Annotated in this window: 11 protein-coding genes and 1 tRNA gene; 10 read left to right on the forward strand and 2 right to left on the reverse strand. The window is 38.1% G+C overall.

Annotated elements, in window-relative coordinates; all coding sequences use genetic code 11:
• The first annotated feature begins 174 nt into the window (after positions 1 to 174).
• From LC115_06585 to LC115_06610, 6 genes are all read left to right on the forward strand, one after another.
• Positions 175 to 714, forward strand: coding sequence for a hypothetical protein (locus LC115_06585; protein ID MCZ2356342.1), 540 nt, complete (start codon positions 175 to 177; stop codon positions 712 to 714).
• 78 nt (positions 715 to 792) lie between these two features.
• On the forward strand, positions 793 to 3,177 hold the full coding sequence (locus tag LC115_06590) for a TonB-dependent receptor (protein ID MCZ2356343.1): 2,385 nt from the start codon (positions 793 to 795) through the stop codon (positions 3,175 to 3,177).
• Positions 3,178 to 3,239: 62 nt separating this feature from the next.
• Complete coding sequence (locus LC115_06595) at positions 3,240 to 4,115, forward strand: ABC transporter substrate-binding protein (GenBank protein ID MCZ2356344.1); 876 nt, start codon at positions 3,240 to 3,242, stop codon at positions 4,113 to 4,115.
• Complete coding sequence (locus LC115_06600; GenBank protein ID MCZ2356345.1) at positions 4,102 to 5,130, forward strand: iron ABC transporter permease; 1,029 nt, start codon at positions 4,102 to 4,104, stop codon at positions 5,128 to 5,130. The genes LC115_06595 and LC115_06600 overlap by 14 nt, the downstream gene beginning before the upstream one ends.
• A 1-nt stretch (position 5,131) precedes the next feature.
• Complete coding sequence (locus tag LC115_06605; protein MCZ2356346.1) at positions 5,132 to 5,890, forward strand: heme ABC transporter ATP-binding protein; 759 nt, start codon at positions 5,132 to 5,134, stop codon at positions 5,888 to 5,890.
• A 142-nt stretch (positions 5,891 to 6,032) separates the two neighbouring features.
• Positions 6,033 to 6,117 (forward strand) — tRNA-Ser (locus tag LC115_06610).
• 32 nt (positions 6,118 to 6,149) lie between these two features.
• Here LC115_06610 and LC115_06615 read toward each other — a convergent pair.
• On the reverse strand, positions 6,150 to 8,381 hold the full coding sequence (locus LC115_06615; protein MCZ2356347.1) for a T9SS type A sorting domain-containing protein: 2,232 nt from the start codon (positions 8,379 to 8,381) through the stop codon (positions 6,150 to 6,152).
• Positions 8,369 to 11,374, reverse strand: a complete 3,006-nt coding sequence (locus tag LC115_06620; protein ID MCZ2356348.1) for an AsmA family protein — start codon at positions 11,372 to 11,374, stop codon at positions 8,369 to 8,371. Before LC115_06620 ends, LC115_06615 begins: the two co-directional genes overlap by 13 nt.
• A 131-nt stretch (positions 11,375 to 11,505) precedes the next feature.
• Here LC115_06620 and LC115_06625 point away from each other — a divergent pair, with 131 nt between their 5' ends.
• The 4 genes from LC115_06625 to LC115_06640 form a co-directional block, all read left to right on the forward strand.
• Positions 11,506 to 13,164 carry a S41 family peptidase gene (locus LC115_06625; GenBank protein MCZ2356349.1) on the forward strand — a complete coding sequence of 553 codons (1,659 nt, stop codon included), beginning with the start codon at positions 11,506 to 11,508 and terminating at the stop codon, positions 13,162 to 13,164.
• A gap of 147 nt (positions 13,165 to 13,311) precedes the next feature.
• A complete protein-coding gene (locus LC115_06630) occupies positions 13,312 to 13,887 on the forward strand; it encodes a hypothetical protein (protein MCZ2356350.1) in 576 nt (191 codons plus the stop codon).
• A gap of 86 nt (positions 13,888 to 13,973) precedes the next feature.
• Positions 13,974 to 14,564, forward strand: coding sequence for a hypothetical protein (locus LC115_06635; GenBank protein MCZ2356351.1), 591 nt, complete (start codon positions 13,974 to 13,976; stop codon positions 14,562 to 14,564).
• 130 nt (positions 14,565 to 14,694) lie between these two features.
• A partial coding sequence (locus tag LC115_06640; protein MCZ2356352.1) for a hypothetical protein occupies positions 14,695 to 15,263 on the forward strand: 569 nt, incomplete at its 3' end.

Consider the following 15,263-nt stretch of genomic DNA (forward strand, 5'->3'; position numbering starts at 1 on the left):
TTTTTTGTAAAGATACGAAATATATGCGTCATAACATATCTAACCTAACATTAGTATAGGTATGAATGGTGTAACCCACATTATTTTATACTCAAAAATGAAAAATATTTTGCAATTCTGGCTGGTAATATTTTTTTTGCAAAAACGTTTGCTAATATTGTTGCCTCGAATCAGATGCTGAGAAAACCCTTATCAATACTTTTGCTGCTGGTAGCTGTTTTTGATATAACGGGGATTTTTTTGATATTTAAATTTGAGCAAGTTCGTCTTAGAAAAATCATTAAGGAACAAATAGAAGCCGGTGTACCTAAAAATAAACTGCACTTTTTTAGCTTTTCTGAAGAAGAGTACAAACAAATAGATTGGATAAGGCAAGACAAGGAATTTCGTTTAGGAAACCAGATGTTTGATATTGTCCATGTTGAAAAAACGAACAATTCTATCCAGTTATATTGCATCAATGATGTTGAAGAAACAGCTCTTTTCGCTCGCTTAGATCCAATAGTTCGGCAGAAGATGGCGCAAGAATCAACAACCCCGAACAGCCCGCTTAGTAATGCCGTCAAAATATTAAAATTAGTATATCTTGTAGAAAAAAACGACTTTTTGCTACCTTATCATTCCCCTCAAATTAGACATAATTTTCCCGAAATAATTGTTTTTTATAATTCACCACACATTGAAACGCTAACTCCCCCTCCCATTTTTGGTTAATTTTTTAGCTTTATAAACCTATTTAACTCTTGTTATGCAAGAGAGATTGTAATCTTTTATTAAAAAATTAAACCAAAAATGAAAAAAAATATTTTGCTTATTATAAGCGTGGTTTGTTCATTGGCAGCCTTTGCACAGACCGGTCAACTCAAAGGTAAAGTAGTTGACGAATTTGAGAAGACTCCTTTAGCAGGAGTTGATATTTCTATTGATAACTCTCAAGGAGTTGTAACGGATAAGAATGGGGAATTTACCATAAACTGTACCGGGTCAGTTTCTTTGAAAATAACGCTTACCGGTTACAAAACCGTAGAGGAAACTTTTAAATGCGGCGGAGAAAATATCGAAATTGCCATGACATCAGATGCCCAGGAATTGGAAACCGTAGAAATTACAGCTACTTCTAATCCCAATAAATCACAACTGGAAGTTCCAAGCTCCATTGTGAAGATGGATAAGATTGCGTTGAAAAGAGCTACTGGGCTTTTTCTCGATGATGCCATCAATACCAACGTTCCGGGTGTTACGATGCAACGCAGAACACTTTCTGCCGGCCAGCAAATAACTATTCGCGGATACAGTAACGGAATCGGTGTACGCGGAATAAACAGCAACTTTGACGGACAAGGCATTAAAATGTACCTCAACGGAATCCCTATCACCGATGCAGAAGGCATTACGGTAATGGATGATATTGACTACGGCTCCGTTTCTAATACTGAAATATTAAAAGGTCCCGCAGGTAGCCTCTATGGATTGGCTATCGCAGGCGTAGTTAATATGAGAACAGAGCAAGCTCCCAAAAACAAAACCGCTGTTAGTCAAGATGTTTTAGCCGGAAGCTATGGCTTACTCAGAACCACCACCCGTTTAAGTATTGGAGGGGAACGCTCCTCTTTACTCGTAAACTATGGCCACCAACAATATGACGGTTTTATGCCCCACACAAAATCCAAAAAAGACTTTGTGAATATGATCGGAGACTTCCGCCTGAACGATAAGCAAAGTATCACAACTTACTTGGGTTATGCAAATAGCTATGACGAAAGAAACGGTGAATTAACGAAGGAACAGTATGACACATTGGATTATTCCGGTAACCCGCGCTATGTCAAAAATGATGCTCATTCCGGCGTTAAATCATTTAGAGCCGGTATCGGGCACACTTATCGCTTCAGCAAAAAAATATCGAATACAACTACACTCTTTGGCTCTTCTCAAAACATCAACCAAAGTTCAGCCGGAGGCTGGACAGATAAGTTACCGATAAACTATGGCCTACGATCTGTGTTTGAAAAGAAATTTGAACTATCTGAAAAAATCACTTTATCCGGAATTACAGGTATTGAAGCCCAAAAAATGAATGCTTCAACGATGGGCTATGGTATGGGAACAGATAGCACCAATATCGGTGGCTATAATACTATCACAAGTGCTACAAGCAATCAGGCCACAACAAACTCTACGTATTCCTATTTTACCCAATGGACGGTAACTTTACCTATGAGTTTTAGTGTTACTGCTGGCGTAGGCGTAAGCAACATGAATATTCGTCTGGAAGACCGTTTATGGGGGCTAAGCAATAACAAACCCGGAAATATCAAATCAAAAGTTTATGAAGCCAGCTATAACGGATTAGTTTCCCCGACTTTTTCCATCAATAAAAAAATCAGTACTGTTGCCTCTGCATATTTTTCCTATTCTACTGGTTACAAAGCTCCGGTGAGCGGAAATGTTTTAATCTCAACCACAGGGCAAGTAAATACCGATCTAAAACCGGAAAAAGGCACTCAAATTGAATTAGGTACAAAAGGCAGTTTCTTCAATAACAAACTGTTTTATACAGTAGCTATTTTTAATACAACGTTTCAAAACAAGTTTACAACTGTAGCCGTACCGAACCCACAAAATACTGCTACATTATATACTTACATCGTAAACGGCGGCCGCTCAAATAATAACGGACTTGAATTACTCTTGAGCTATAAAGCCATAGAATCCAATACCGGTTTCCTTAAATCTTTACAGCCATTTGCTAATTTCACGTATTCTGACTTTAAGTATGGAGATTATCGGTATCAAAAAATTGCCAGTAATAATCCTGTAACAGAAGATTATTCCGGAAATGCAGTAGCCGGTGTAGCTCCCATAGTATTCAACGTAGGTGTTGATGCAGATACAAAAATCGGCCTGTTTGGAAATATTTATTACAATTATCGCAGCAGTATGCCCTATACGTCTGACGGTTTAAACAAAACCAATCCTTATGGCCTGCTTAACGCAAAATTAGGATTCCGTAAAAACATAAAGCACTTTGATATAGATATTTATGCCGGAGCAAATAACATAACCGGTGTGCAATACTACAACATGGTGTTTGTAAATCAACTACCAGATGCCTATATCCCCGCACCTAGAAATATTAACTTCTTTGGCGGTTTAAATCTCAGATACACTTTTTAACCCAACCTCAAAGCCTGCTTCTAAGTAGAAGCAGGCTTTTTTATCTTTAAAACTACTAAGATATGAAAAACAATATTTTGCTACTGCTGTTTGCTTTTGCAGCTCTAAGTTGTGATAGATTTAGTAATAAAAACGAAAAAGAGGAAAATCAGCAACGAATTGTCTGTATTTCAAAACAATATTCGGAGATTATCTTTGGTTTAGGGGCCCAAAAAGACATTGTTGCAGTAGATTTGTCAAGTACATATCCGCCGGAGATAAAAAAACTACCCACAATTGGCTACCATCGTGCATTGAGTTCGGAAACAATTTTGGCAATGAAACCAACTTGCATCTTACATGATAACAACATTGGGCCGGAGCACGTTGTGAAGCAATTAGAAGAGCTGAAAATCCCGATGAAAGTATTTGGAAAATACCAATCTACAATCGAAGGAACAGATTCTCTGATTCGGGAAATGGGAAGCTATTTTAAAAAAGAAGTAGAAGCCGACTCGCTATGCAAAAAAATGAATAGCGAAATGCAGACCGCTTTGCAAAAAACAACGAACTACAAAAAGAAACCCAAAGTCTTAATTATTCACTTTGGACGTGCCTCTAATGTCTATTTAGTGATGACCCAAAAAAGTACCGCTGCTAAGATGCTGGAATGGGCTGGCGGAGAAATGGCCGTCAAAGACGAAAAAGGAATGAAACAATTATCACCGGAAATAGTCGCTGCCGCAGACCCGGACATCATTTTACTGACTGACTTTGGCTACGACAAGCTCCAAGAAAATAACGAAATAGAAAAACTACCCGGAATTTCAGCTACCAAAGCATATAAAAATAAACACATATTCAGAATCGAAGAGCATGATCTCGTGTATTTAGGTCCCAGAACAGGGGAAAATGTTTTGTTAATCCAAAAACTCATTCATCCGGATGAAAACCCCTAAGCCGGCACTTCTTGGGCTTGTGCTGTTCATTCTGCTGCTGCTTACCACCCTTATTTCTGTAAGATTTGGTGCTGTAAACATTTCCAACCAAGAAATCAGCGATGCTCTTGTCAATATTTTCAGCGGAAAAACGTTATTAGACTTGAATCATCGGATTTTTTTATACATCCGCTTACCTCGGGTTTTTATGGGAATATTGGTAGGAGCTACGTTGGGCGTTGGAGGCGTTTTGATGCAGGCATTGTTTCGGAATCCCATCGTTGAGCCGGGCTTAGTTGGCACCTCAAGTGGAGCAGCCTTTGGAGCAGCCTTATATTTCGTTTTAGGGGCAAGTTTTAAAATTCACTTAGGTGAATGGACACTTCCCCTTGCAGCTTGTATCGGTGGCATCATCTCTACTGCAATGGTCTTTTACTTATCCCAATCAAAACAAAGCGGAAAAAACTCTGTAATTTCCTTATTACTAACCGGTATGGCAATAAATGCTTTGTTTCTCAGCGGCGTTGGGTTTCTATCATACATAGCCCGCGACCCACAAGCCAGATCTATTACTTTTTGGAACTTAGGAACTTTATCCGGCTCGTATTGGGAGGGCTTATTTTTCGTAGCTATCGTTACCATATCCGGCTTGCTATTAAGTTTGAGATACGCTAAGAAATTAAATGCTTTGATGCTGGGTGAAGAAGAAGCACAACTGCTGGGGGTAAATATCAAACAATTAAAAATGCAGGTATTACTCATAAACGTGATTATGGTAGCCGTTTCTACGGCATTTGTGGGGGTTATTGGCTTTGTTGGCTTGATTACGCCGCATTTACTGCGAATGATAAGCGGGTCTGATAATCGGATTTTGATTTGGACGGGTGCTTTGTTGGGGGCTATTGTCTTAACAGCTTCGGATATTACTGCGCGTCTTTTGCTAAGCCCCGCTGAACTCCCCATCGGAATAGTAACCTCTGTGATTGGCGCACCCATCTTTATTGCCCTCTTGCAAAAAACAAACTATTCCTTTTGATATGGTTACATTAGAAAATCTTTCCTATCAAATTAAGGACAAAAAAATCCTCCATGATATTTCATGCAGTTTTGAAAGCGGTGAAATACATTTGATATTAGGCCCTAACGGCGCCGGAAAATCAACTTTGGTTAAACTGATAAGCAGCGAACTAAAGCCTACTACGGGAAAAATTTATATCCAAAATCAGCCTATCCAAAAATTTTCACTTAAAGAATTAGCTACTTTTCGAGCCGTTCTTTCTCAAAATATTGAACTTAGTTTTCCGCTAAGTGTATTTGAAGTGGTACTTATGGGGCGTTATCCACACTTTGAAGGAAAACCAAGCCATACAGATCTCAATATTTGTGAACACACAATGCAATTATTTGATGTATTCACACTAAAAGACAGAAACTACCTTACCCTAAGCGGAGGCGAAAAACAGCGGGTTCAATTTGCGCGGGTATTTGCCCAAATCTGGAAATCCGTAGAAAATAAACCCAGATTATTGCTATTAGATGAACCACTAACCTTTTTAGATGTCTTTTATCAGTATGATTTGATGGATAAACTGAAAGAATTTGTGGCTCAAAATCCAGATATTACGGTAATTGGCGTTATACATGACCTCAATATTGCCGCAAAATTTTCCAACAAAGTGCTGCTACTAAAGAATCAAGAAATTACCGATTATGGATGCCCAAAGGATATTTTAACAGAAAAAAATATTTTAAAAGTGTTTAATATCGTAGTAAAAAACCATTTTGAAGTACTTTAAATCTTAATTAACTAACAGAATATCCATATAAATTGCTTATTACAAGTCAAATATGATTTTTTTAAAATGGATAATAATTTAGAGGTTCAATTTTAATTTCATTTGGAAGATAATATTGTTTTATGTAATTTTGCGGCACTTTAGAGAGATGGCAGAGTGGTCGATTGCGGCGGTCTTGAAAACCGTTGGGTGTTAAAGCCCCGGGGGTTCGAATCCCTCTCTCTCTACTCAACATTAAACCTATTGATTATTAATTTAATTACTTGATAATCAATATTCTGTGTATTTCAGTATTTGTTTTGGTATTTGTTTTGTTTGAAAACCTGAATACATACAATCCGATAGGGAAATTTTCCGTAGAGATAGCTTCCCCATTAGAAACGGCAAAAGGCTCTTTGACTTTCATTCCCTGCGAATTAAAGATTTCAACTAAGACCGGTTTGTTTGATCCTGTGGTTATCCAAACTTGATTAGTAGCTGGATTTGGGAATATTTTTATCTGATTATCAGTTAGTTCTATTGGTTTTTGAGTTGTGATAGATTTATTGGTTTTGAGAAAATGCACACCGCCTCGGCGGGTTCCAACGATGTAACCCATAGAATCTACACCCATTTGAGTAGCAGCAGGGCTTGATTCCGTGCCAAAATCTATCCCGTCTAATGTACCCAAACTTGGAAACGAATCCGTTGAAGTTAAGTAGATGTTATCATAAAGATAAACCTTTCCGTCCAATGACCCTACCAGAAGTTCGGGTGAATTATCTGAATCTAAATTAACTACGTAAGGTTTGGCATTTCCAACAAAAGAAAAGTAATATTCCTTCATTTGGATTTTTCCGTAACTATCTGTTAAGAGTTGAAAGTTAGGGGTTTGCGGCGTTCCTATATTTTCATAACAAAATATTTTTCCGTTTGATGCTCCTACAAGCAAGTCTAAGTCGCCATCAGAGTCTATGTCATACAAAGCTGGAGCGGCATTTTTGATAACATTGATATTTTGGTAGTTTTGGGCTGTTAAGGTAAATTTTGCAGTATCTCCGGGGGTTGTATTGTTTTGGTAATACCAAATTTTTCCATTGTTAAAACCGATGAGCAGGTCTTCATCTTGATCGCCGTCTAAATCCCCAAATGCAGGATGAATTTGCTGAAAAACGGTAGTAAGCGGGTCGTTCATCAAACCCAGATAATCAGTTGTTTTAAGTTGATAAATTGGGTTTTCATTTGTGCCGATGTTGATATACAAACTTAATCCTGAAGCTACATCTTGGCCATTTTGAAATTTTCCTCTATTGCCGATAATGAGATCTTTTTTTCCATCTTGGTTCCAGTCAAAAAAAGTAGGAATTGCATTTGTACCTACATCTATCATCGTATTTTGCAGCCAATCTTGCCACTGCAAACGAAAATCTGGTTGTTGGATACTTCCAAAGTTTTTATACATCCAAAGACTTTGCACATCCTGAGAACCTACGGTTTGGTAGGGTGAAGCGAGCAAGTCCGGTATATAATCTCCGGTAACGTCTTGATAAAAATAAGCCGGAAATGATACTACATAGATTGGGAAGTTGTAGTCTGGAAACATAGAATCTTGGTGGATAAAGTGGGCAATTGTTTGGGAGCCACCGTTGAATAATGCGATGGCATTTGCCGGGCCGTTATCAGAAACAATTATATCGGCAAGTGAATCTGCGTTGAGGCTCAGGGCAAGGATAGCACCGCCGCTGTGTTGTACTTTTTCGGATGGTTTTTTTTCACCGGGGTTGCAAGGCGGGTTGTTTAGTATCGCTTGATACGTCCCGTTTCCATAATTGTAATATTCATAAAAATGCCCAAAACAACTTGAGCGCAATGACAAAATAATGGTATCACAACGCCCAAACTGCTCCTGTGCAATATTTTTATGGTACTCTATTTGGCTGCCCAAAATATCATAGGTCAGTAAATCAATATCTCCGTCTGAGTCAATGTCATACCAAGCCGGCACATCTTCTACGGAGATGTATAGCGGGCTTACTCCGGAAACCCCTCCATAGTTTGTTAGTACAGTATCTTGCCAAAGGGCAAAACTAAGTTGGCCATTTGCAGAAGTATTTTTTAAAATAATGATGTTAGAATTTATGTTCGCGATGAGGTCTTTTTTTCCATCACAGTTTAAATCTTCAAATTGAATTCGTTGGATAAATGTATCTGGAAAGGCATTTTTGAATTGAGGCGCAAATTGATATTTTGGGAATCCGGGTGTGCCGATGTTCAGAAAAGGTGCTATAAAGTTATCGCTTCTGTCAAAGATCACGAGGTCAGGCTTGCCGTCAAAGTTGAGTTCTAAGGAGTAGGTCATGGGATTGTTTAGCCCGCCTGCCCACGCATTTGCTAAGGTGTCTATTCCATGGATTACCGGAACGGATCTACGGAAGGCTGTGTTTTGGGAAAAAGCTGTTTGGGTTAGGAATAGCCCTAAGATGAATGTTAGGGACTGGGTTATTTTGGCCATCTGAACTTATCTTTGAGTTTATTTTCGGCTTCTCGTTTTAGTCTTTCGGCTTCTTCTTTGGCGCGTTGTTCGGCTTCTTTTTTAGCGCGGTCTGCTTCTGCGCGGGCTTTATTTTCGGCCTCTTTACGGATTCGGTCTGCTTCTGCGCGAGCTTTATCTTCGGCCTCTTTACGAATCCGTTCTGCCTCTTGCTTAGCGCGTTCCGTTTGCTCGTTCACTTGATTTTTAATTTCATTGGTTACTTGTTCTTTTACAGTATTAGCCGCCGAATTACCGACAGCACCTCCTGTGATGGTTGGGTTTTTGATCGTTCCCCCAAGAAATAAATCGAATTTGAGCCGCTGCGGTGCGTTTATGTTTTGGCCGGTAAATTTAGTTATGGCAGAAACCGCTGCTGCCCCAACAGCACCGGTAGGAACGTCCATCTTCAAAACATACTTTATGGATTGGTCTAATGCGGTGTAGCCGGCAACATTCATCTGATAATCAGAAAATTTAATATCCATCGGCTCTAAGTTTAGTTTTCCGTCTGCTATGGTGAATTTAGCGCGGGTATTTCCAATATTTATTGTAGAAAAGTGGGAGATTTTGGTATAATCCTGCATTTTGTTCAATACCGGAAAATCTGAGAGTATGGCATCTATGGTTTCAACGAGGCCGGAGGCCGAAAGCGTACCTAAATCAGGCATCATATCTTGGCGTAGCAGGGTAGAAAAATGTAGGTTAGCGTTAAACTTCCCGGCGATATTTTGTGCTATCGGAACAAAACGCTGCATCGTATAAAAAGCATCATAAGTTTCCTTAAAACTAAGTTGGGATAATGTCAATCCAAAATCTATGGTAGGTTTGGCAATATCCTTGGTGGAGTAAGTACCATTGGCTACCATTCTGCCTCCCAGCACGTTAAATCCGGCATCCACAAGACGAACGGTTTTGTCTTTTATCAAAACACCGGACTTAAACTCGTTGATTTTCAAATTGTCATATAAAATCTGGTCAATATTGGCTTGTAATAAAAAGTCAATATTAGCTGGAATATCAACTACCGTCAGGGATGAAACCGAGTCTGCGGAGGAGTTTTCCGGCACTTCTTGGGAGCTTATCCATTCATTAGCATCAAATTTACGGGAGTTTAGGGTTAAATTTCCTTTTATGGGTGCGTCAGAGAGTACATACGCGATGTAGTTGGAAATTGCACCATTCAACGCGATGTCTGATTTTCCTACTGTTCCTTGATAGCTTGAAAGTGCAATATCTTTGGGGCTAAATTTAAGGTCAGCACTTTGAATCGTAATTCCTTGCGGTAATGCTGTTGATTTATAGGAAAAATCACTGATTTGCAGCGTGCCCGAGGTTGGCAGTTGGTCATATTTTCCAGAAGTAGCCGCAGACTGTTTTCCTTGTGATTGAATATCAGCAATTAAAATACCTTTCATCTGAGTGCCTTCGAGTGGATAGACTTTGATAAGTTTTTCTAAATCTAACTTTCCTTTCAGGAAAAGTTCATAATTGATGTCTTCCATATTGGATGCAATTAGCTTTCCATCAATAGGTTGCTTATCGAGTTCGGCATGAAAGTTAGTTAGGTCAATGCGCATATCTTTGAGTTGGCCGGTTGGGTTATCGGCGGTCATGCTTAGGTTTAGGTTTTCGATAGCCATCGGGAAATCTGCTGATTGATAGAATCCATTTTCTAAGCTGATTTTAGCTTTTACTTGCGGATATTGGTTTGGGGAATAAGTACCTTTTGCTTCAACATCTGCAAACAGAGTTCCTTTCATAACGGTTTTTTCTAATGGAATTACTTTGCTTAGGGTCGCTAAGTCTGCATTAGCTTTTAAGGTAGCGTCTAAGTTAATGGTTTTCATTCCCGTAGAGTTTAATTTTAAATCAATGGGATTTTTTCCGATTTCTGCATGAAATTGCGGGATTTTCAATTCAAGTGCTTCAATGTTTCCATTGGGTAGATTTACCGAGGCGGTTACATTAACTTTGCTGACCGGCTCCGGTAACTCAGGATATTTAAAGAAGCCGTTTTCTATCCCTAATTTTGCCGCAATAGTAGGTAAGGTATTTTTGTTGTAAATTCCTTTTGCAGAGGCAGTTAATTCAAATTTTCCTTCGGTTTTCAGGTCTTTGAATGATTCTGTATAGATTCCCGGAACCAAAGAAAGCACGCTTTGAAACTCGGTTTTGAGGGCTTTCAGAGATATGTCTAAGGCAATATCTTCGCCGGGCATAGCAATATTTCCTTGTAAGCCAATCTTTAAATCATTGATTTCAAAGAAATTATCTTTAAAGCTATATTGGTTTTTGTTAAGGTCTATTCCCAAATTAACGTCTGCCTTAAAGGCTACTTGGTTCAGGTAGCGAGTGCCGTCAAACTCCACAAGGAGTTTTTGGATGTCTGTTTTGGTAGATAAGTCAAAGAGGCTCTCTGTAAAATCTCCGGATCCGCGATGATTTAAGTTGGTTAGCTGTGCGTTTAGAGGCATTGTTTCATCCCAATAGCGGATATTTAGATCGGCCAAAGCATACGCTGCTAATTTTAGCTTAAATGTAGTTTTGCTGGTATCTTGTGTTTGAACAGCCGAATCCGGTACCGCAATATCCCAATTGGCTTTACCATTTTTCAAAACATGGGCAAAAATATTACCCTTAGCAATACGAATCTTTTCTATCGTTAGGTCTTCTCCAAATAAGACAGAGCTTAGGTTAAGTGCCAACTCAAAATCTTGGATTTTTAGCAGCGTATCCATCGTAAATTCGCCTTTTCCAGATACTTGTAAATTCTCCAGAGAAATCGTCATACGTGGAAAATTTGAAAATAATGACAGGTCAAAATCCTTGAAACTCACTTGGGCATTAACACGCTCATTAATGGTCTTTTGCACCACGGCAATAATTTTATCTTTAAAAAAGATGGGAATTACTGCTAATGCAGTGATGATAAGCAGAATAAAGACAAATATTCCGATAATTATTTTTTTCACGATGGCTTGATTTAGATTATGTTAAATACCGATTACAGCGAAGAATACAAATTTATAGATTTTTTTGTTTCCTGAAAGCTAAAGCGATTTGGCTGCTAAATCCTGTTTGTTCAGTGCATAATTGGCGGGCTATGCCTATCTTTGCCGTTATTTTAAAAAAACCCATGATTCGGGGGATTATTATTGGAATTCTGTTGGTACTTACGTTGGGTTTTGGAGTACTGATTGGCTTAAAACTAAATCAATTCTGGCCGGACACTACCTATAATAATCCAGACGGTAAATTCTCTGAAGTATTACAACTCCTTAATTATTATTATATTAAACCATTAAATGACCAGACTCTTACCGATGAGGCCATTTCTTGTATGCTTAAAAGCATAGATCCACATACTTTTTATATTCCCAAAAGCGAAATGGAGGAGGTTGAAGACCAGATGAGTGGAAGTTTTGACGGTATCGGGATTGAGTTTCAGATTATTGATGATACGCTGTATGTAGTTACACCTTTATCCGGTGGCCCCAGTGAACGAGCTGGCATCCAGATGGGTGATAGAATCATCACAATTGAGGGAGAAAATGTGGCCGGTGTTAAAATCACCAGCAACGACGTAGTCAAAAAATTACGGGGTAAAAAGGGAACTTTGGTAAAAATTGAAGTCCGAAGACATGGTTTTTCCAAACTATTACCATTTACCTTGACCCGCGATGCCATTCCGGTTCATTCCGTAGATTTCAGCTATTTAGTCAATGATACCTTAGGTTACATCAAAGTAAGCCGTTTTGCCGAAACTACCTACAAAGAGTTTCGGGATAACCTCAATAATCTCAAAAAACAAGGAATGAAGCATCTATTGCTTGATTTACGGGGAAACCCAGGCGGTTACCTGCAAATGGCTGAATATATGGCAGATGCTTTTCTGAAAGAAAATAAATTGATTGTTTATACAGAAGGCAGAACTCCGGAGAGCAAAAGCCGGTATGAGGCTACCGCTGAAATAGCCGATTTTGAAAACGGTGCCTTGATAGTTCTAATAGACCAAGGTTCTGCTTCGGCCAGCGAAATTGTTTCGGGAGCCGTTCAGGATTGGGACAGAGGAATTATCGTAGGTACACGCTCTTTTGGCAAAGGATTGGTGCAAACCCAACGAAAACTGAAAGACGGATCTGCCGTCAGAATCGTTGTATCCCGCTACTTTACCCCAAGCGGACGGTGCATCCAAAAACCGTTTGAAACCAGCACCGAAGAATACCAAAATGAAGTCTATAAAAGAATAGAAACCGGCGAATTATATGACGAATCGAAAATCAAGTTTCCAGATTCTTTAAAATATAAAACCCACAAAGGCCGAACTGTTTATGGCGGTGGCGGAATTATGCCGGACTTTTTTACCCCAAAAGATACTACTAGCTGGAGTGAAACGCTATCCGAATTTTTAGCTAACGGCTTATTTCGCCAGTTTGCAATCAGATATGCAGAAGCAAATCCACAACTAAAAAAACAATATCTCAACGGATTGGCATTTGCCAAACAGTTTCAACCTACTCCCGAAATGCTGCAAGAAATGCTCAACTTCGCAAAACAGCAGAAAATTGAAATTAAGAAAGAAGATTTAACTACATCTAAACTCTTAATAAACAACTATTTAAAAGCATATATCGGTAGAGCATATTTCAATGATGCCGGATTTTATCCAAGTTTACATCAGCAAGATAACACCTTCTTACGCGGAGTTTCTTTGCTACCGGAAGCCATTAAACTCATTCAAAATGAGAATCCTATGCCGTAAATTATAGCAAGTATTAATTTGGGGGATTTTTATTCGGTTTCTTTCCCGAAATACACCTAAATATTTTTGTGCAAGCTGTTTAAAATTGTAACTTAGCCACCTAAAATTGAATATATCAGAAAAATTTAATATTCTTATTTTTTAATTATGAGTAAAAAAACATTAGATAACGGAGATACCAAAAAATTTCCATTACCGAACGATATGAGTTTTCAGGAGGCCGGGCAACGCCTACAATTTGACTGGAAATGGAATCCACAATATGCGATTATCTATATCATAATTGGTGTTTTATGTCTGGTTGCGATTGCGTTTTCTATGGTCACCGGTAGAGGGTTCTATAATAGCTACATTCTTCTGTACCTTATTTCCTATGCAGAATTATTACTCGGTATTTTTCTGATTTATTTGGGCATAGTTAAATTAATTAACCAGACAACCCTTATCGTAACCAAAAATGAAATTATGATTACGCATAAGCCACTACCTTGGCTTGGGATTAAATCTATTAATAGAAACAAAATCAAGCAGTTATATGTTATTGAAAAATTCAATAGGGGAAATGTTTCGTATTCACTAAGTGGCCTTCAGCAGAATGGTAGCCATTTTACGCTTGTCTCAAATATTGTGCTACCCAGTTTAGAAGCAGGAAAGTTTTTGGAACAAAAAATAGAGGCTTTCTGGGAAATCCAAAACTTCTCGGTCGAAGAAGAAGTTAATTAGTTTTGTAACTATTTGATAGCAAACAATTTATTCTAAATTGAAAGAACTATAATGCATGAATTATTTAGCTCCTCAATACGACCATTATGCAACAAGAAAATTTTTCCAATCAAAGTTCCAAAGTAATTCCACTACCGGAGAAAATAAAACTACAAGAAAATAACTATGAAATTGAGTTCACGTGGAAGTGGTTTACCTTAGAAGGGCTTATTATCTATCTAATACTTGGCGCTTTTTGGAACGGAATCATGATAATCATGATTTTATCAATGTATAATAGTGGATCTCAAGGATTTGAGTATTTATTCCTCTCCTTACATAGCATAATAGGAATAGGCCTAGTCTATTACGCTATCGCTAGCATACTCAACCAAACAAAAGTTGTTGCAGACCGTAATGGGATAAGAATAATCCACGAACCTCTACCTTGGTTTGGTGCAAAAAATATTAACAGGATAAATATCAAGCAATTATATGTAGTAAAGGTAGTTACAAGAAGCAAAGGCGGCGATTTGACAAGCTATTCACTAAAAGGAATTGACCAGAAAAGAAAATCTTTTTCGCTTGTTAGTGACCTACCGGATTTAGAAACCGGAAAATATTTAGAGCAAAAGATAGAATCTTTTTGGAATATAAAAAACTACCTAGTTCAGGGAGAGTTTACCGACGATAATTAGCCGCACTCAGCTCAGTTAGGAATAAAAATTTTTACCTAAAAATAGTGAAAACTTTTATTCCTAACTACTGCTACTATCTATAAATTATTGCTAATTTTAATTAAAATTTTACTAAAAAAATACCACTATTATGCAACAAGAAAATTTTTCCAACCAAAGTTCTAAAGCAATTCCACTACCGGAGAAAATAAAAGTACAAGAAAATAACTATGAAATTGAGTTCACGTGGAAGTGGTCTGTCTTAATAGGTATTTTTCTTCTAATAGTTGCCGCTTTTTGGATCGGAATCATTATAACCCTGATTTTATCAATGCATAATAGTGGATCTCAAGTACCTGAGTATTTATTCCTCTCCTTACATAGCATAGTGGGAATAGGCCTATTCTATTATGCTATCGCTAGCATACTCAACCAAACAAAAGTTGTTGCAGACCGTAATGAGATAAGAATAACCCACGAACCACTACCTTGGTTTGGTGCAAAAAATATTAACAGGATAAATATCAGGCAATTATACGTAGTAAAGGTAGTTACAAAAACCAAAAACGGCTATTCCACAACCTATTCACTAAAAGGAATTGACCAGAATGAAAAAACTTTTTCGATTATTAGCAACCTACCGGATTTAGAAACCGGAAAATATTTAGAACAAAAAATAGAATCTTTTTGGAATATAAAAAACTACCCAGTTCAGGGAGA

This window comes from Bacteroidia bacterium, from assembly GCA_026932145.1.
Lineage (GTDB): Bacteria > Bacteroidota > Bacteroidia > J057 > JAIXKT01 > JAIXKT01.

Bases quoted from the DNA above. Each gene is read 5' to 3' on its own strand.
- LC115_06585 (MCZ2356342.1), top strand. From the start codon at position 175: ATGCTGAGAAAACCCTTATCAATACTTTTGCTGCTGGTAGCTGTTTTT.
- LC115_06590 (MCZ2356343.1), top strand. From the start codon at position 793: ATGAAAAAAAATATTTTGCTTATTATAAGCGTGGTTTGTTCATTGGCA.
- LC115_06595 (MCZ2356344.1), top strand. From the start codon at position 3,240: ATGAAAAACAATATTTTGCTACTGCTGTTTGCTTTTGCAGCTCTAAGT.
- LC115_06600 (MCZ2356345.1), top strand. From the start codon at position 4,102: ATGAAAACCCCTAAGCCGGCACTTCTTGGGCTTGTGCTGTTCATTCTG.
- LC115_06605 (MCZ2356346.1), top strand. From the start codon at position 5,132: ATGGTTACATTAGAAAATCTTTCCTATCAAATTAAGGACAAAAAAATC.
- LC115_06615 (MCZ2356347.1), bottom strand. From the start codon at position 8,381: ATGGCCAAAATAACCCAGTCCCTAACATTCATCTTAGGGCTATTCCTA.
- LC115_06625 (MCZ2356349.1), top strand. From the start codon at position 11,506: ATGCCTATCTTTGCCGTTATTTTAAAAAAACCCATGATTCGGGGGATT.
- LC115_06630 (MCZ2356350.1), top strand. From the start codon at position 13,312: ATGAGTAAAAAAACATTAGATAACGGAGATACCAAAAAATTTCCATTA.
- LC115_06635 (MCZ2356351.1), top strand. From the start codon at position 13,974: ATGCAACAAGAAAATTTTTCCAATCAAAGTTCCAAAGTAATTCCACTA.